Here is a 15,837-nt window from a genome sequence, read left to right on the forward strand (position 1 = left end):
TTGCGCGTGTCAATGTCATATTTCATATGGGGAAGGGTTTGCAATTTTGCAGTTTGAGCGGGGGAATGCGTGACAGCCCACACTAGGCGGGCTGTCGAGGGGAGGCGAGGGAGGTTAGGACTGGATGTCCGGCGCGGCGTAGAGGCCGAGCTTTTCCAGTTGCGGCAGGATGATGGCGGTCAGGTGGCTCTGGCGGCGGCCGTGGATGGTCTTCTCGACGCCATCGGCCAGCACCACCGGGCTTTGCAGCCGCGGGTTCTTGAAGATGCGGCCGGTCTTCACCTGGCGAAGCCGGCGTGGCAATGACTAAGCCGGTTAGGGCGCTGAATAGGGCGCAAAAAAGCCGCGCCGTTGGCCGGTCGCGGCTTGTTTGATCTGCGGCGCTTGCTGCTTTGCAAGCAGAGGTGGCGCCCCCGACAGGAATCGAACCTGTAACTGCCCCTTAGGAGGGGGCCGTTATATCCATTTAACTACGGAGACGCTTAGAAAAACTGCTGGGTCAGGCGCTGCGGTCCACCGACAGGCGGGCCAACTCCACCAAGGCCTGACGGGTGTCCGATTCCGGAATCGGCGCCAGCGCGGCCACGGCCTGTTCGGCCACCTTGACCGCTTCCGCCCGGGCGTAGTCCAGCGCGCCGCAGGATTGTACCGCAGCCAGCACGTCCTGGAAACGATCGCGGCTGGCGTGTTCCAGCGCGTCGCGCACGGTGGCGGAGGCTTCCGGGCCGCCGTTGCGCATGGTGTAGATCAAGGGCAGGGTCGGCTTGCCTTCGGCCAGATCGTCGCCCAGGCTCTTGCCTATGGTGTCGGCGTCGCCGCTGTAATCCAGCACGTCGTCGATGATCTGGAAAGCGGTGCCCAGGTACATGCCGTATTCGGCCATCGCCTGCGCCTGTTCGGCGCTGGCGCCGGCGCTGAGCGCGCCCACGCGGGCGGAGGCTTCAAACAGCTTGGCGGTCTTGTACTTGATCACGCGCAGGTATTCGTCTTCGGTGACGTCGGTGTTGCCGATATTGAGCAGCTGCAGCACCTCGCCCTCGGCGATGATGTTGGTGGCTTCCGCCATCACCGCCAGGATGTCCATATTGCGGGTGGTCACCATCATCTGGAAGGCGCGGGTGTAGAGGAAGTCTCCCACCAGCACGCTGGCAGCGTTGCCGAACAGCGCATTGGCGGTTTCGCGGCCGCGGCGCAGGTCGGATTCGTCCACCACGTCGTCGTGCAGCAAGGTGGCGGTGTGGATGAATTCGATCATCGCCGCCAGCTCGTGCAATTGTTCGCCGCCGTGACCCAGCGCGCGGCCGGACAGCAGCGTCAACACCGGGCGCAGGCGTTTGCCGCCGGCGGAAATGATGTATTCCGCTACCTGGCGGATCAGGACGACGTCGGAGTGCAGCCGGGCGCGGATGACGCGGTCTACGGCCTGCATGTCGTCGGCTATCAGTGTACGGAAAAGCGGGGTGGACACGATTTCAACCAGTTATTTGAGATGGGTACGCCAAAGGCTGGAATGTTACCAGAAAAGCCCCTCCAGCCGCCACGGGGCGTACTCCTTAGGACTAAGTCGATGAAATCATTGACAAGTTGACGGGGTGTCCGTATAGTTTCGCGTTCTCCCGCAATAGGCGGCGAGATTTTTATATTCAGGAGCTCATGCGAATGTATGCGGTCATAAAAACCGGCGGCAAGCAGTACAAAGTTGTCGTTGGTGAAAAACTCAAAGTAGAACAGATACCTGCAGACGTCGACAGCCAGATCGTACTTGAAGAAGTGCTGATGATTGCTGACGGTGAACAGGTTGTTGTAGGCGCCCCGATGATTGCCGGCGCCACTGTTAAGGCCACCGTTGTTTCCCACGGTCGTGGCGACAAGATCCGCATCTTCAAGATGCGTCGTCGCAAGCACTACCAGAAACATCAGGGTCATCGTCAAAACTTCACCGAAATCCGCATCGACGCGATTTCGAAGTAAGGATAAACAGTCATGGCACACAAAAAAGCAGGCGGTAGCTCCCGCAACGGTCGTGACTCCGAAGCCAAACGCCTGGGCGTTAAGGTTTACGGCAGCGAACTGATTCCGGCAGGTTCCATTATCGTGCGTCAGCGCGGCACCCGCTTCCACGCAGGTGAAAACGTTGGTCAGGGCAAGGATCATACCTTGTTCGCCAAGGTTGACGGTTACGTTGAATTCACCATTAAAGGTGCAATGAAGCGCAAGATCGTTAATGTGGTTCCGTACACCGGCGTAGACGGCGAATAATTTTTCGCTTTCTAGTGACCGAGAAAGCCCTATCCTGCGATAGGGCTTTTTTCATACCCTGAGGGGCAAGGCGTGAGGGTGGCCGCGAGTCCATCCTGACCCCTGACTCCTCGCAAGACAGAGGTTGAAAACATGAAATTTATCGATGAAGCCCGCATTGAAGTATTCGCGGGACGCGGCGGCAACGGCGTGGCCAGTTTCCGTCGCGAGAAGTTCGTGCCCTTCGGCGGCCCGGACGGCGGCGACGGCGGCAAGGGCGGCAGCGTGTACGCGGTGGCGGACGAGAACGTCAACACCCTGGTGGAGTTCCGCTTCGTCAAGAAATACCTGGCCGAACACGGCGAGCGCGGCCGCGGCGCCGATTGCTACGGCAAGGGCGGCGACGACATCGACCTGAAAATGCCGGTGGGCACGGTGATCACCGACCATGACACCGGCGAGCTGGTGGCGGACCTGACCCATCACGGCCAGCGCATCATGATTGCGCGCGGCGGCAAGGGCGGCCTGGGCAATATCCATTTCAAATCCTCCACCAACCGCGCGCCGCGTCAGTGCACGCCGGGCGAGCAGGGCGAGCAGCGCACGCTGAAGCTGGAGCTGAAAGTGCTGGCCGACGTGGGCCTGCTGGGCATGCCCAACGCCGGCAAGTCCACCTTCATCCGCGCGGTGTCGGCGGCGCGTCCCAAGGTGGCGGATTATCCGTTCACCACGCTGCACCCCAATCTGGGCGTGGTGCGCATGGACGATACCCGCAGCTTCGTGATCGCCGATATTCCCGGCCTGATCGAAGGCGCGGCGGAAGGCGCCGGCCTGGGCCACCGCTTCCTCAAGCATTTGCAGCGCACCGGCCTGTTGCTGCACGTGGTGGACGTGGCGCCGTTCGATCCCGACGTGGATCCGGTGCGCGAGGCGCGCGCCATCGTCGAGGAACTGAAGAAGTACGACGACGAACTGCACGGCAAGCCGCGCTGGCTGGTGTTGAACAAGGTGGATATGTTGCCGCCGGACGAGCGCGAGCTGACGGTGTCCGCCTTCCTCAAGGCCTACGGCTGGCCGGAAGAGCAGCCGGACGACCGTTTCGGCTTCGATCTCAAGGCGCCGCGCGTGTTCAGCATTTCCGCGCTGAACCACGAAGGCACCCGCGAGCTGACTTTCGCCATCATGTCCTATCTGGACGTGGTGCGCGCGGAGCAGCGCAAGCAGGTGGAAGAGGCGCAGCAGCAAGCCGCCGCCGCGCGTCAGACCATGATTACTCCGGATGCGGCGATGCATCAGGACACGACGGAAGAATAAGCGCCTGTTTACGATCTGCTGGGCGTCGAGAGATGTGACGCGGTGAGTGCGTTTTCGCCTTGTCTCGTTCTAACCCGCTAGACTTTGGGTGGGTTCTTTCATCCAGGCGCCGGCATCCACGGCAAGCAAGAAGGCCAGTCACGCGACTGGCCTTTTTCATTTCAGTCCGCCGCCGCGGGGGTGACGCCGTGCGTCGCCCACCAGAACAGCAGGGCCAGCAGGCTGACGGCGGCGCCCAGCAAACACACGGCTTGCCAGCCAGCATGGGCGTAGGCCGCCGTTGCGCCGATGGCGCCCAGCCCGCTGCCAACGGCGTAGAACAGCATGTAAAGGCCCACCAGCCGGCTATGGGCTGCTGGCCGGGCGCGGAAAATCAGGCTCTGGTTGGTGACGTGCAGCGCCTGGCCGCCCAGGTCCAGCAGCACGATGCCGATCAGCAGCGCGCCCAGCGACTGCTGCATCAGCGACAGCGGCCACCAGGCCAGCAGCAATAAAGCCAGCGCCGCCGCGCTGGTGCGCTGGCCATGTCCGCCGTCGGCCCAGCGTCCGGCGCGGGCGGCGGCCAGCGCGCCTATCGCGCCCGCCAGGCCGAAGGCGCCGATGGCGGTGCGGGAGTAGCCGTGGGGCGGCGCGCTCAAAGGCAGGGCCAGCGCGCTCCAGAAGACGTTGAAGGCGGCGAACATCAGCAGCGCCAGCATGCCGCGCGCTTGCAGCGTTTTTTCTCGTCGCAGTAAGTCCAGCATGGAGGCCAGCAGCGTGGGGTAGCGCATCGCGTTTGCGGCGACGGGGAGCGGCGGCAAGCGTCGCCACAGCGGCAGCGCAATCGCCAGCATCAGCCCGGCGGCGGCGAGGTAGACGCCGCGCCAGCCGGCCAGGTCGCTGACGGCGCCGGAGAACGCCCGCGCCAGGAGCAGGCCGATGAAGACGCCGCTTTGCGCCGCGCCGACGACGCGCCCTTGCTCATGCGGCGCGGCGGCGCTGGCCGCGTAGGCGATCAGCCCCTGCGTCATCGCCGTGCCCAGCAGTCCGACCGCGAGCATGCCGGCCAGCAGCGCCGGGGTGGAGCGCGCCATGGCCACCGCCGTCAGCGCGGCGGCCAGCGCCAGCAGTTGCGCCGCCATCAGGCGGCGGCGCTCCAGCAGATCGCCCAGCGGCACCAGCAGCAGCAGGGCCAGCGCGCAGCCTATCTGGGTGGCGGTGATTACGCCGCCCACCGCCGCCTGGTGGATGGAAAAGTCCCGAGCCAGCGCGTCCAGCAGGGGTTGAGCGTAATAGACGTTGGCCACGCTCAGGCCGCTGGCGACGGCGAACAGCCATACCAGGCCGGCGGGTGTGTTCGCTGGCTTGTGTTTCAAGAGTGGCGATGGGGCGTGCCTGGCGTTCATGGTTCCGAGTCCGTTCAATCTGGTTGCAAAATGAAACCGATTGAATGCTAGGGCAGGTAGTTTTAAAATGCAACTGATTGATCCCGCCGCCGCAGAACCCAAGGAGAGCCCATGACGCGCCACAACACCATGAATCAGGAGCCATGTCCGGTGGCGCGCAGCGTCGACGTGATCGGGGATCGCTGGTCCTTGTTGATCGTGCGCGACGCCTTCGACGGCGTGCGCCGCTTCGGCGATTTCCAGCGCGGCCTGGGCATGGCCCGCAACATCCTGTCCGACCGGCTGCGCAAGCTGGTGGACGCCGAGGTGCTCGCCACCCAGGCGGCCTCGGACGGCTCCGCTTACCAGGAGTATGTGTTGACGGCCAAGGGGGAAAGCCTGTTCGCGGTGGTGCTGGCCTTGCGCCAGTGGGGCGAAGGGCATTTGTTCGAGGCGGGCGAAGGCCATTCGCTGTTGATAGACAAGCGGACCGGCCAGCCCGTGCCCTTGATGTCGCCCAGGGACGCGGACGGCGTCGAACTGGCGCCCGAGGCCACCGAGGTGCGCAAGCTGGTCTGAGCCGATCAGCCGAGACAAAGACGGCGCCGCGGTGCAGCCATGCGCTGAGCCGGCGCTTGTTCCTTCCCACATTCTTCAGGGCTGCGGCCCATTACCCTTCCCGCGTTCTTCCCGGTCCGCCTTGTCCTTGTCTGCTATTTGAACAGCCGCTTCGGCGGGTGGAAGCGGCTTGTTCATATGAAGACTTTTTCACTTGCAGGTACACCCATTCCGATACCAAGCGTTACTTGAGTGGGTGTCTGGATGTTGTATTTTGTCCTCAACAAGCCGCAAATTCGCCCTGGTGCTGAAATACCAAGTCATTAATTTTCCATGACGGCATGACGTAAGCTTAGATAAGAGCGGCGTGGGCGGCGGGCGGCGGAGACGGTATAGACAAATTGCTCTATTTATATAACATGAAGCGCTCAGCCCCCGCGGGGCGATGCCGGATCAGAGGGCGAAAAGCCCCGTGCGCTTTAACTTGTGAAATGCATATGCCCGGCTGTCGGCTCGGGATTTTCACCGTTGGCTGTAGATGAAGTCTATGAGGAGAAGCAAATGAAGAAAGCATTGGCTGTGATGGCTTTGGGTCTGATGACCGCGTCTATCGGCGCATGGGCCAAGGATTGGAAGGAAGTCCGCTTTGGGGTGGACGCCAGTTACGCGCCGTTTGAATCCAAGGCGCCCAACGGCCAGCTGGTGGGCTTCGACATCGATCTGGGCAATGAAATCTGTAAGCGCCTGAAAGCCAAGTGTGTGTGGGTGGAAAACGATTTCGACGGCATGATCCCGGCTTTGAAAGCCAAGAAGTTCGACGGCGTGCTGTCCTCGATGTCGGTGACCGAAGCCCGGATGAAGGAAATCAGCTTCTCCGCCAAATTGTTCAACACGCCTACCCGCATGGTGGCCAAGACCGGTTCCGGCCTGATGCCGACTCCGGCTTCGCTGAAGGGCAAGCGCGTGGGCGTGGAGCAAGGCACCATCCAGGAAGCCTACGCCAAGAAACACTGGGCGCCGGCCGGCGTGGAAGTGGTGCCTTATCAGAACCAGACCCAAGTGCTGTCCGACCTGGGGGCCGGCCGTCTGGACGCCTCGTTGCAAGACGCGGTGCAGGCGGACGAAGGCTTCCTGAAAAAGCCGGAAGGCAAGGGCTTCGCCTTTGCCGGCAAAGAGCTGGTTGACCCGCAGACCCTGGGCGAAGGCGCCGCCATCGGCTTGCGCAAGGAAGACAAGGAACTGAAGGCCGATATCGACAAGGCCATCGCTGGCATGCTCAAAGACGGCACCTACAAGAAGCTTGAAAAGAAATACTTCAACTTCGACGTTTACGGCAAGTAAACGGCAAGGGCCCGTTCAAGCATGCAAGGCCGCCGCGCGGCAGGCTTTGAACGGGCTCTAAGAGTGTGTTTACGATCTTGCGAGCCAGAGTCCTCATCGCCTAAGGCGTCCACGACGCGCCGCGGATCGTAAACATGTTCTAAGCCGCAAGCCGCCGACAAAACCGCTGCATTGGAACCCGCAGCGCCTCCGTGGCCGGAGTGGGCCATCCGTTTTGTCGGCGGCTCGTCTTTTGCGCAAGTCAGGGCCGGTTCGGCGCGCGCCGCCGCCCTGAAAGGGGAAGAGCATGTTTTTGCATGGATTCGGTTCCATTATCTGGGACGGCACGCTGGTGACGCTGGAGTTGGCGGTGTTGTCATTGTTGCTGGCCTTCCTCATCGGCCTCATCGGGGCCGGGGCCAAGCTGTCCAGCAATCCCTTGCTGAGCGGCGTGTCCACCTTGTACACCACGCTGATTCGCGGCGTGCCGGATCTGGTGCTGATGCTGTTGATTTTTTACAGCCTGCAGATCGGCATCAATCATCTGACCGAATGGCAGGGCATGGAACGGATTGACCTCAATCCCTTCGTGTCCGGCGTGGTGACCCTGGGCTTCATCTACGGCGCTTATTTCACCGAAACGCTGCGCGGCGCCTTCATCTCCGTGCCCAAGGGCCAGCTGGAAGCCGGCACCGCTTACGGCATGAGCCATTGGCAGGTGTTTTCCCGCGTCCAGTTCCCGCAGATGATGCGTTTCGCGTTGCCCGGCATTTCCAATAACTGGCAGGTGATGCTGAAAGCCACCGCCCTGGTGTCCATCATCGGCCTGACCGACGTGGTCAAAGTATCGATAGACGCCGGCAAGAGCACTTACAAAGTGTTCTTCTTCACCCTGGTGGCCGGGGCGATCTATCTGTTGCTCACCACGGTGTCCAACTTCGTGTTGATGTGGCTGGAACGCCGTTATTCCATGGGCGTGCGGGAGGCCGAGCTATGATAGACATCATTCAGCAATACTGGCGTCCCTTCCTGTGGTCGGACGGCTACCATTTGTCCGGCCTCGCCGTCACCATGTGGCTGCTGGTGCTGTCCATCGCCTTCGGCTTCATCGTGTCCATCCCGCTGGCGGTGGCGCGGGTGTCCAAGGTCAAATGGCTGGCGCGCAGCGTCTGGTTTTACACCTATGTGTTCCGCGGCACGCCGCTCTACGTGCAGCTGCTGTTCTTCTACACCGGCATGTACAGCCTGGACGTGGTGCGGGAAGTGGGCTTCCTCAACCACTTCTTCCGGGAAGGCTACAACTGCACCATCCTGGCGTTCGCGCTCAACACCTGCGCTTACACCACCGAGATCTTCGCCGGCGCGATCAAGGCCACCCCTTACGGCGAAATCGAAGCCGGGCGCGCCTACGGCATGAGCAAGTTCACTCTTTACCGAAGAGTGATCATTCCGTCCGCGCTGCGCCGCGCACTGCCGGCGTACAGCAATGAAGTGATCCTGATGCTGCACGCCACCACCGTGGCCTTCACCGCCACCGTGCCGGACATTCTGAAAGTGGCGCGCGACGTCAACGCCGCCACCTATGACTCCTTCAACGCCTTCGGCCTGGCCGCCTTGATCTATCTGGGCGTCACCTTCATCCTGGTGGGCCTGTTCCGCAAGGCCGAGACCAGATGGCTGGCTTATTTGCAGCCGGCGAAAACCTGAGAAACGGACTAGAAGATGGACAAGCTGAATATCCAGAACATCTACAAGAGCTACGGCAGCCACGAAGTGCTCAAGGGCGTTTCGCTGACCGCCAAGGCCGGCGACGTGATCAGCATCATCGGCTCATCCGGCTCCGGCAAAAGCACCTTTCTGCGTTGCATCAACTTCCTGGAAAAACCGAACCAGGGCAGCATCAGCCTCAATGGCGAGCCCATCCGCCTGGCCGCCACCAAGAACGGCGAACTGACGCCGGCGGACCAGAAGCAATTGCAGGGCATGCGCACCAAGCTGGCCATGGTGTTCCAGCACTTCAATCTGTGGGCGCACATGACGGTGCTGGAGAACGTCATCGAGGCGCCGGTGCACGTGCTGGGGATTTCCAAGGAGGAGGCCACCCAGCGCGCGGTCAAATACCTGCGCAAAGTGGGCCTGGACGAGCGCGCGCAGGACAAGTACCCGGCGCATCTGTCCGGCGGTCAGCAACAGCGGGTGGCGATTGCGCGCGCGCTGGCGATGGAGCCGGAAGTGATGCTGTTCGACGAACCCACCTCGGCGCTGGACCCGGAGCTGGTGGGCGAGGTGCTGAAAGTGATGCAGGCCTTGGCCGAGGAGGGCCGCACCATGATCGTGGTCACCCACGAGATGGGCTTTGCCCGCAATGTGTCCAATCACGTGATGTTCCTGCACCAGGGACGGGTGGAGGAGGAGGGCTGCCCGGACGAGGTGTTCGGCAACACCAAGAGCGAGCGCTTGAAGGCCTTCCTGTCGGGTAGTCTGAAGTAAGCCTGGCCCGGCCCCGCTGAAGAAAGAGCAAACCCGCCGGCGCGCGATGGCCGGCGGGTTTGGCTTTTGTGGATAAGTTTGAGTTTGGCCGTTGGCTGTGGATAAGCCGGTTTACTGGGGATGATCGGCGCGGAACAGCGTCCATTCCTCCACCGTGCGGCCGTCCGGCAGCTGGCACAGCGCGTACTCATTGCCCTGGGCGTCTTTTTGCGGCAACAGCTTGCCGCCCTTTTCCCCGCAATACACGGAGGCCGGATTGGCCATGCCCACCGCGGGGCGCTCCGGCGGCTTGGTCTGGCTGCAGGCGCTCAGGCCCAAGAGCGCGGCGGCGCATATCAAGATTCTCATGCGGTTTCCCTTTCAGTATCAGGCCGACAACAGCTTGCCGGATTTGAAGGCCTCGCGGCTGGCCACCTTGGCCAGCGACAGGCCGGTGGTGGTGTAGGTGCGGGCGCTGGTGGCGTACAACATGCCGGGGCGGTTGGCGCGGATCTCGCTGCAGCGGTCGCCTATCGGGTCTATCACCTCGGCCAGCAGTTCGCCGCTGGCCACCTCGCTGCCCGGTTGGGCGTGGTAGACCACCACGCCGGCGTGCGGCGCGTACAGGTTTTCCGAGCCGGCCAGCGGGGTGGCCGGGAAGGGCAGTTCCGGCTGCGGCGGCGCGGCTTCGGCGATCACGCCGCGGTGGCGCAGGAAGTTGAGGATGCCTTCCGCGTCCCGGCGCGCGTAATCGTGATGGACGTCGATTTCGCCGCGCAGTTCCACCGTCACCGCCAGGCAGGCCATGTCGATCTGGACGTCCAGGCCCTCGGCCGCCGCCAGGTCGCGCAGCTGCCACCACAGCTGGCCGCAGGCTTCGTCGAAGGGATGGTCGCCGGAATCGGTGGCCAGCAAGGTGGCGCAAGCGCCCAGATAGCGCGACAGCGGCTCGCACTGCTCCCACAGCGGGGTGCCGGTGTACAGGTGCAGGCCGGCGCGGCAGTCGCAATGCAGGTCCAGCACCGCGTCGGCGTCGAAAGCCAGCTTCATTAGCGTGTGGCGCAGCGATTGCAGCTCGCTGTCGGCGCGCAGCGCGCCCAATTGCTGGCGCGCCTCCGCGCGGATCAAGGCGGTGTTGGCCTTGCCGTCGCGGCCCAGCTGCGCTTTCACCGCCTCGAAAATGGGCTCGGACAGCACCGGGTAATAGCGGTTGAAGTTCTGACCGCTTTGCAGGTCGAAACGCCCCAGCGGCTTCTCGCTCTGGTTCTGGTTCAGGCCTATGGGGTTGGCCACCGGCACCAGGATCACCTCGCCGCGCAGCAAGCCGGCGGCGTCCAGCCGCTGCAAGCCTTGCTTCAAATGCCAGGCGGTCAGCATGCCGGGCAGCTCGTCGGCGTGCAGGCTGGCCTGGATATAGATTTTCTGGCCGCTTTGCGGCACGCCGAAATGGAAGCTGGTCAGGTCGCGCTGGCTGCCCAGGCTGGGCGACAGCAAGGGCTGGCGGTGGGTGTACATGGGTTCTCCTCTTGCGGTGTGCGGCTCTGTCGTCGAATCTTATGCCAAACCGGCCCGGGCAAGATAGGGCCGCCGAGCGGACATGCGTTGACGAACGAGCATGCCCCCGGACAATCATGGCTTTTGCCATTCCACGCCCGCGCGCGTGGTGGAGTGCCTTTGGATTCTCTCTCCGACTTCTTCCAGCCCGGCATCGAGCCCGCCTCCTTGCAGGCGGTGTCGCGCCTGACCGGCGCCTGGCCTTATCTCGCCGTCTTCGTCACCCTGTTCCGCGGCGGCGACGAAGAAGTGCTGATGCGGCTGCTGGTGTTGCGGGAACTGGGCGGCCGCGCCGAAGCGCCGCTATGGACGCCGCAGGAAATCGCCCAGCGTTTCGCCTATCTGAACGACACCAAGCTGGCCACCATCCTGGGCCGGTTGCGCGAGGGCGGCCTGCTGGTCTACGACAGCGACGGCGGCGTCTACCAGTTGTCCGAAGGCGCGCGCGTCGCGCTGGCGGCGCTGGCCACCATGGTGGATTTCGCCGGCGACGACGTGGAGCTGGGCTATCTGACCAGCCAGGTGGCCGCCGGCCAGGCGGTGGGCCAGGTTTCCGACGAAGCGCTCAAACACCTGCTGGCGCGCCTGAACGAGCTGTACGCGGAATTTGAAGAAGCGCTGGAATCGCAGTCGGAGTTCCGCATCCGCGCCGCCCAGCACCGCCTGGAAGCGGTATGGCGCTGGGTGGCCAAATCCACCGAGGTGGTCAAGAGCCTGACCCAGGACGACACGCTGAGCCTGCTGGTGCTCAACCAGGCCCAGGCCATCGCGCTGGCGCAAAGCCGCATGCTGGCCCTGGCCGGCACGTTTGAGCGCCGGCTGGCGCAACTGGCCGCGCAGCGCGTGCATCTGGGCGGCTCCGGCCTGACCTCCACCGACATCGCCGACTGGCTGCGCCGCATGGCGGCCGGCCAGCTGGCGCACAAGCTGGACGCCTGTCTGTCCATCGCCCCCGAGCCCGCCTTCCTGTCCACGCCGGAACTGGCCGACGTGGCCGAATTCGAACTGCTGGCGCGCGAGCGCGCCAAGGCCGGCTCCATGACGCTGCCGGGCGGAGAAGCCGCGCCGCTGGCCGACGCGCCGGAAATGGAGCGCCTGCTGGAGGCCGAGGCCATGTACGACGCCTTGCTGGAACTGGGCATGTCCGGCGCGGCCGACGCCCACATCAGCCAGGCGGTGCTGGCCGACAGCTACAACGAAACCGCCTATCGGCTGTCGCTGCTGTCCCTGATCGGGGATCCGGAAACCAGCAACGACCAAAGCATTGTCGCCGCGCTGGCCAAGCTGCCGTTCAGTCTGCAAGGCGGCGAGAGCGTGATCGAGCCGGACCACCCGGAAGTGGCGTCGCTGTCCGACGCGCGACTGGTGGCCGCGGCCCAAAAAGGTTCTTAATGGAAACAGAAATCAAAACCCTGACCGCCCGTCTGCTGGCGCATCGGGTGGTGCCGCGCGGCGACGCGCTGGCGAAGAAGGCGCTGCTGGACGACAGCTTCCGCCTGGAATTGGACAAGAGCCTGGCGGCCGTCGGCCTGCGCCTGGTGGAGAACCCCTACGCCGAACACCTCGCCGTGGCCTTGCTGCCGGAAATGACCGAACCGGTGTTCGGCTCCGGCGACGCCTGGCTCAACAATAATCTGGGCCTGCCGCGCGACGGCGTGGCGCTGCTGGTCATCCTGTGGTCCTTGATCATCCTGCCCAAGCGCGAACGCCAGATCGCCCGCGTGGAAGCCGGCAAGGAAAACCAGAGCGATATGTTCGGCGCGCAAAAACCGTTGGAAACCGGCGAGGCCGTGTCCACCGGCGTGTCCGAGGACGCGCTCTACGCGGACTTCGGCAAGGCGCTGGGCGGCCGCACCCGCTTCAACGCCAACCTGGGCCGCCTGGTCAACCTGGGCTTCATCGTGCGCCGCAACCGCTGGCTGGACGAAGGGCCGATGCTGGACCTGATGATCGACTACGCTCAGCTGGCGCCGCGCATCATCGAAGGCGCGCTGGCCGACGTGCTGCTGCGCCGCGAAGGCCGCGACGCGCTGGCCGATAAGCGCGCGGAAGCGGCCGAGGACGGCCTGGACGCCGCCGCGGAGGCGGACGACTCCGCCGGCCCGTTGTTTGACCTGCCGCCTGACGAGGACGCGGCCCACGAGGAGACGCGCTGATGTTCCAGATGAAATCGGTGGAAATGGTGCACTGGGACTTTTGGCAGCGGCTGACCGTGCCGCTGGACGCGCAGATCGTCACCATCATCGGCCCCAACGGCTCCGGCAAGACCACCTTGCTGGACGCGATGCGCACTCTGCTGGCGATCAAATGCTCGGGCAAGCGCGATTACAAGCGCTACGTTCGCAACAATAAGGAACCCTTCGCCTACCTGCGCGGCGTGGTGGACAATCCGCGCCGCCCCAGCGGCGGCCTGTATCCGACGCCCTTCTTCCCCATCGTCGCGGACGCCGTCACCCTGCTGTGCCGGGTCAAGAAACAGGGCGGGACTGGGTGCGCCACTACGCCATCCTGGACGGCGACGTGCCGCTGGAGCTGGCCGAAGGCCAGGCCCAATGGATGGGCGTGCAGGAATACCGCCGCCGTCTGGAAATGGCCGGCCTGACCCCGGCGGTGGCCGAAGTGCTGGCGCTGGAACAGGGCGACACCGACAAGCTCACCGAATACAGCCCGCGCCAACTGCTGGACCTGGTGTTCCAGGTCTTCGGCGACAAGGACGTGTTGGACAACTACCAGCGCGCCCGCGACGAGCAGCGCGCCACCGAGCTGGAGCTGGAATCGCTGAGCCGTCAGGAAGAAGCGCTGCAGACGCGGGTGGAAACCATGAAGACCCGCGCCAACCGCTATCTGGAATGGCGGCAGTTGCAAACCGGCATCGCCCGGCTGCGCGACGAGGCGCTGCCGGTGCTGGCCTATCTGGACGCCAAGTCCGCGCTCGGCAATGTCTGGAAAAACTACCGCGGCAACTTCCACACGCTGAACCAGGCCCAGGGCGAGCACGCCGACACCCTGCAACTGGTGGCCAAGCTCAAGGCGGCGGAAGTGGCCGCCGACGCCTCGCGCAAGGCGGCCGAAACCGCCCGCGTCGGCGCGCAGGAAGCCTTTATGGCGGCCAAGGGCGAACACGCCGGCGTGGCCGGCCAGCTCAAGGAGCGCGACCGGCTGCAAGCCTTGGCCAGCAAGGAATACGGCACCGACGCCGCCCAACTGGCCGACAAGCTCTCCGCCTTGCGCGGCGAAGCCGAGCAATTGAAAGACGGCCTGCGCGAACTGAAAAAGCAGCGCCAGGACAGCTCCCAGCACCTGGAGGCGCTGGAGATAGGCCGCGGCCGCGCGCCGGAAGACGTGCGCCAGTTCAAGGCCGCGCTGGACGAGGCCGGCATCGGCCACCTGATGTTGTCCGACATCGTGGAAGTGCTGGACCCCAACTGGCAGGCGGCGGTGGAAGCGCTGTTGCGCGGCTATCGCCACGTGGTGCTGCTGGAGCGCGAATCCGACCGGCGCGAAGCCTGGCGCATCGGCGAGAAACTGCGCTACCGCCACTTCGTGGTGCCGGAGCGCAGCAGCCCGCCGCGCGCCAACGCCGGCAGCCTGATGGAAGTGGTGCGCTTCTCCGCCGACGCGCCGGAATGGCTGTATCGGCAATTGAACAGCGTCAGCCGCGTCGACGACGCCGAGCAGGGCGCCGACGTCAGCGGCGACTGGATCACCCGCGACGGCTATTTCCGCGAACGCCGCGGCGCGCGCCACATCGGCGTGCCGGCGCATGAGTTCGCCTTCGGCGAAGCCGCCCGCCAATCGCGGCTGCTGGCGGTGCGCGAGGCATTGAAAGCGCTGAACACCCGCATCCTGGCCGATGAAGAGCGGCTGGTGGCCGCCACGCGCGAAGCCGCCGGCCTGGCCGAATACCTGGGCGGCATGGACGCCATCCGCCAGCTGGACAGCCGCGCCGAAGAGTTCGCCGCGCTGGAAACGCGCAAGCAGGGGCTGGAAAGCGAAATCGCCCGCCTGGGCGCGGCGCTGGGCCTCGTCAGCGCGGAGAAGGAAGCCGCCGACCAACGCTACAGCGACGCAAGGCTGGCGCACGACCGCGTCTGCCAGCGCGAACAGGACAGCCTGGCCGCCTTCCGCCAAAAACAGCAGGAAGTGGAGCAGGCGCGCCGCCAGGTGCGCCGCCTGCTGTCCGAGCTGCGCGAATGGGCGGAGCGCTTGCCCGATGCGGCGCTGGCGGCGGATAACGTCGCGGCGCTCGAAAGCGAGTTCGACACCGCCGCCGACGCCAAGCACCAGCTCAATTACTTGGAAGAGCGGCTGCAAAGCGGAGACTGGGAGCAGGATGAAGCCGTGTTGGCCCTAAAGGACAAGCTGGTGGAAGACCTGACCGGCCTGGACCGCGAGCGTCAGCGTCGCCAGAGCGAAGTGGACCGCTCGCGCGAACTTACCGACGAAGCGCGCGCCGCCTATATGGGCAAGCTGCGCGCCACCGTCCGCGTCTACGGTCAGAACGTCAAGCGCCTGGGCGAACTGGCCGGCATCCAGGTGGAAGTGGAACTGCCGCAGCTGTCCAACGACGACGCGGCGCTGGCCCAGGCCGGCCTGGTGCTCAAGTTCAACTTCGACCAGAAGGGCCTGATGGGCATGAACGACGGCGAAGCCTCCGGCGGCCAGCAGGTGATGAAGTCGCTGATCCTGCTGATCGGCCTGATGATGGACGAGTCCAACCCGTCCGGCTTCGTCTTCATCGACGAGCCGTTCGCCCACCTGGACATCTTCAACATCGACCGCGTCGCCGGCTTCCTCAAAGCCACCGAGGCGCAGTACCTGATCACCACGCCCAACACCCACAACATCAATATCTTCGCGCCGTCGGAGCTGACGCTGGCCACCCGCAAGAAGCGGCCGGGAGAGCAATGGGCGCCGCCCATTCTGCAAACCCGCCGCCGCGCGGACGGCGGCGAACCGGCTTGAGCAGACTGCGCAGCCGCCCCTAGGGCGGCTTTTGCTTGTTAGCATGGACAGACCC

The 15,837-nt window shown here is 64.4% G+C and carries 17 protein-coding genes and 1 tRNA gene; 12 read left to right on the forward strand and 6 right to left on the reverse strand.

The features are described 5' to 3' along the window. Positions 1-114: 114 nt before the first annotated feature. From HQN78_RS22125 to ispB, 3 genes are all read right to left on the reverse strand, one after another. A complete protein-coding gene (locus HQN78_RS22125) occupies positions 115-303 on the reverse strand; it encodes a hypothetical protein (RefSeq protein ID WP_235086314.1) in 189 nt (62 codons plus the stop codon). 102 nt (positions 304-405) lie between these two features. Continuing rightward, a tRNA-Arg gene (locus HQN78_RS22130) sits at positions 406-480 on the reverse strand. 19 nt (positions 481-499) lie between these two features. Continuing rightward, positions 500-1,429: an octaprenyl diphosphate synthase gene (gene ispB / locus HQN78_RS22135; RefSeq protein ID WP_199226037.1), complete on the reverse strand. Its 930-nt coding sequence runs from the start codon at positions 1,427-1,429 to the stop codon at positions 500-502. A 230-nt stretch (positions 1,430-1,659) separates the two neighbouring features. Here ispB and rplU point away from each other — a divergent pair, with 230 nt between their 5' ends. From rplU to obgE, 3 genes are all read left to right on the forward strand, one after another. Next, a complete protein-coding gene (gene rplU, locus HQN78_RS22140) occupies positions 1,660-1,971 on the forward strand; it encodes a 50S ribosomal protein L21 (RefSeq protein ID WP_039753142.1) in 312 nt (103 codons plus the stop codon). Positions 1,972-1,983: 12 nt separating this feature from the next. Beyond that, the gene (gene rpmA, locus HQN78_RS22145) at positions 1,984-2,259 is read left to right on the forward strand and encodes a 50S ribosomal protein L27 (protein ID WP_019099926.1); all 276 of its coding nucleotides are present in this window, start codon (positions 1,984-1,986) and stop codon (positions 2,257-2,259) included. A gap of 132 nt (positions 2,260-2,391) precedes the next feature. Beyond that, positions 2,392-3,552: a GTPase ObgE gene (gene obgE, locus HQN78_RS22150; protein WP_107800692.1), complete on the forward strand. Its 1,161-nt coding sequence runs from the start codon at positions 2,392-2,394 to the stop codon at positions 3,550-3,552. 161 nt (positions 3,553-3,713) lie between these two features. Here the strand turns inward: obgE and HQN78_RS22155 are convergent, their stop codons facing one another. Further along, positions 3,714-4,937 carry an MFS transporter gene (locus HQN78_RS22155; protein WP_235086316.1) on the reverse strand — a complete coding sequence of 408 codons (1,224 nt, stop codon included), beginning with the start codon at positions 4,935-4,937 and terminating at the stop codon, positions 3,714-3,716. Between the two features lie 111 nt (positions 4,938-5,048). On the opposite strand from HQN78_RS22155, the gene HQN78_RS22160 reads away from it, so the two are divergent. From HQN78_RS22160 to HQN78_RS22180, 5 genes are all read left to right on the forward strand, one after another. Next, the gene (locus HQN78_RS22160) at positions 5,049-5,495 is read left to right on the forward strand and encodes a helix-turn-helix domain-containing protein (protein ID WP_235086318.1); all 447 of its coding nucleotides are present in this window, start codon (positions 5,049-5,051) and stop codon (positions 5,493-5,495) included. 540 nt (positions 5,496-6,035) lie between these two features. Continuing rightward, a complete protein-coding gene (locus HQN78_RS22165; RefSeq protein ID WP_107800689.1) occupies positions 6,036-6,815 on the forward strand; it encodes an ABC transporter substrate-binding protein in 780 nt (259 codons plus the stop codon). A gap of 286 nt (positions 6,816-7,101) precedes the next feature. Next, a complete protein-coding gene (locus tag HQN78_RS22170) occupies positions 7,102-7,791 on the forward strand; it encodes an ABC transporter permease (RefSeq protein ID WP_107800688.1) in 690 nt (229 codons plus the stop codon). Further along, positions 7,788-8,501 carry an ABC transporter permease gene (locus tag HQN78_RS22175; RefSeq protein ID WP_107800687.1) on the forward strand — a complete coding sequence of 238 codons (714 nt, stop codon included), beginning with the start codon at positions 7,788-7,790 and terminating at the stop codon, positions 8,499-8,501. Before HQN78_RS22170 ends, HQN78_RS22175 begins: the two co-directional genes overlap by 4 nt. A gap of 15 nt (positions 8,502-8,516) precedes the next feature. Continuing rightward, positions 8,517-9,284, forward strand: coding sequence for an ABC transporter ATP-binding protein (locus tag HQN78_RS22180; protein ID WP_107800686.1), 768 nt, complete (start codon positions 8,517-8,519; stop codon positions 9,282-9,284). Between the two features lie 111 nt (positions 9,285-9,395). Here HQN78_RS22180 and HQN78_RS22185 read toward each other — a convergent pair whose 3' ends face one another. Further along, complete coding sequence (locus tag HQN78_RS22185; RefSeq protein WP_166453390.1) at positions 9,396-9,632, reverse strand: DUF333 domain-containing protein; 237 nt, start codon at positions 9,630-9,632, stop codon at positions 9,396-9,398. A gap of 18 nt (positions 9,633-9,650) precedes the next feature. Then, positions 9,651-10,778, reverse strand: a complete 1,128-nt coding sequence (locus HQN78_RS22190) for a succinylglutamate desuccinylase/aspartoacylase family protein (RefSeq protein WP_235086321.1) — start codon at positions 10,776-10,778, stop codon at positions 9,651-9,653. Positions 10,779-10,931: 153 nt separating this feature from the next. On the opposite strand from HQN78_RS22190, the gene HQN78_RS22195 reads away from it, so the two are divergent. The 4 genes from HQN78_RS22195 to HQN78_RS22210 are packed head-to-tail and all read left to right on the forward strand — an operon-like array spanning position 10,932 to position 15,782. After that, complete coding sequence (locus tag HQN78_RS22195) at positions 10,932-12,209, forward strand: hypothetical protein (protein WP_227105088.1); 1,278 nt, start codon at positions 10,932-10,934, stop codon at positions 12,207-12,209. Next, positions 12,209-12,973 carry a hypothetical protein gene (locus tag HQN78_RS22200; RefSeq protein WP_107800682.1) on the forward strand — a complete coding sequence of 255 codons (765 nt, stop codon included), beginning with the start codon at positions 12,209-12,211 and terminating at the stop codon, positions 12,971-12,973. The genes HQN78_RS22195 and HQN78_RS22200 overlap by 1 nt, the downstream gene beginning before the upstream one ends. After that, on the forward strand, positions 12,973-13,419 hold the full coding sequence (locus HQN78_RS22205; RefSeq protein ID WP_235086323.1) for an ATP-binding protein: 447 nt from the start codon (positions 12,973-12,975) through the stop codon (positions 13,417-13,419). The genes HQN78_RS22200 and HQN78_RS22205 overlap by 1 nt, the downstream gene beginning before the upstream one ends. After that, a complete protein-coding gene (locus HQN78_RS22210; protein ID WP_235086325.1) occupies positions 13,308-15,782 on the forward strand; it encodes a chromosome segregation protein SMC in 2,475 nt (824 codons plus the stop codon). Before HQN78_RS22205 ends, HQN78_RS22210 begins: the two co-directional genes overlap by 112 nt. Positions 15,783-15,837 lie beyond the last annotated feature (55 nt).

It is taken from the genome of Chromobacterium sp. Beijing (assembly GCF_021496765.1).
GTDB lineage: Bacteria > Pseudomonadota > Gammaproteobacteria > Burkholderiales > Chromobacteriaceae > Chromobacterium.

Excerpts from the sequence above, each read along its gene's own strand:
- HQN78_RS22205 (WP_235086323.1), top strand. The coding sequence starts at position 12,973 with ATGTTCCAGATGAAATCGGTGGAAATGGTGCACTGGGACTTTTGGCAG.
- ispB (WP_199226037.1), bottom strand. The coding sequence starts at position 1,429 with ATGCAGGCCGTAGACCGCGTCATCCGCGCCCGGCTGCACTCCGACGTC.
- HQN78_RS22185 (WP_166453390.1), bottom strand. The coding sequence starts at position 9,632 with ATGAGAATCTTGATATGCGCCGCCGCGCTCTTGGGCCTGAGCGCCTGC.
- rpmA (WP_019099926.1), top strand. The coding sequence starts at position 1,984 with ATGGCACACAAAAAAGCAGGCGGTAGCTCCCGCAACGGTCGTGACTCC.
- HQN78_RS22200 (WP_107800682.1), top strand. The coding sequence starts at position 12,209 with ATGGAAACAGAAATCAAAACCCTGACCGCCCGTCTGCTGGCGCATCGG.
- obgE (WP_107800692.1), top strand. The coding sequence starts at position 2,392 with ATGAAATTTATCGATGAAGCCCGCATTGAAGTATTCGCGGGACGCGGC.
- rplU (WP_039753142.1), top strand. The coding sequence starts at position 1,660 with ATGTATGCGGTCATAAAAACCGGCGGCAAGCAGTACAAAGTTGTCGTT.
- HQN78_RS22170 (WP_107800688.1), top strand. The coding sequence starts at position 7,102 with ATGTTTTTGCATGGATTCGGTTCCATTATCTGGGACGGCACGCTGGTG.
- HQN78_RS22160 (WP_235086318.1), top strand. The coding sequence starts at position 5,049 with ATGACGCGCCACAACACCATGAATCAGGAGCCATGTCCGGTGGCGCGC.
- HQN78_RS22190 (WP_235086321.1), bottom strand. The coding sequence starts at position 10,778 with ATGTACACCCACCGCCAGCCCTTGCTGTCGCCCAGCCTGGGCAGCCAG.
- HQN78_RS22155 (WP_235086316.1), bottom strand. The coding sequence starts at position 4,937 with ATGAACGCCAGGCACGCCCCATCGCCACTCTTGAAACACAAGCCAGCG.
- HQN78_RS22180 (WP_107800686.1), top strand. The coding sequence starts at position 8,517 with ATGGACAAGCTGAATATCCAGAACATCTACAAGAGCTACGGCAGCCAC.
- HQN78_RS22165 (WP_107800689.1), top strand. The coding sequence starts at position 6,036 with ATGAAGAAAGCATTGGCTGTGATGGCTTTGGGTCTGATGACCGCGTCT.
- HQN78_RS22175 (WP_107800687.1), top strand. The coding sequence starts at position 7,788 with ATGATAGACATCATTCAGCAATACTGGCGTCCCTTCCTGTGGTCGGAC.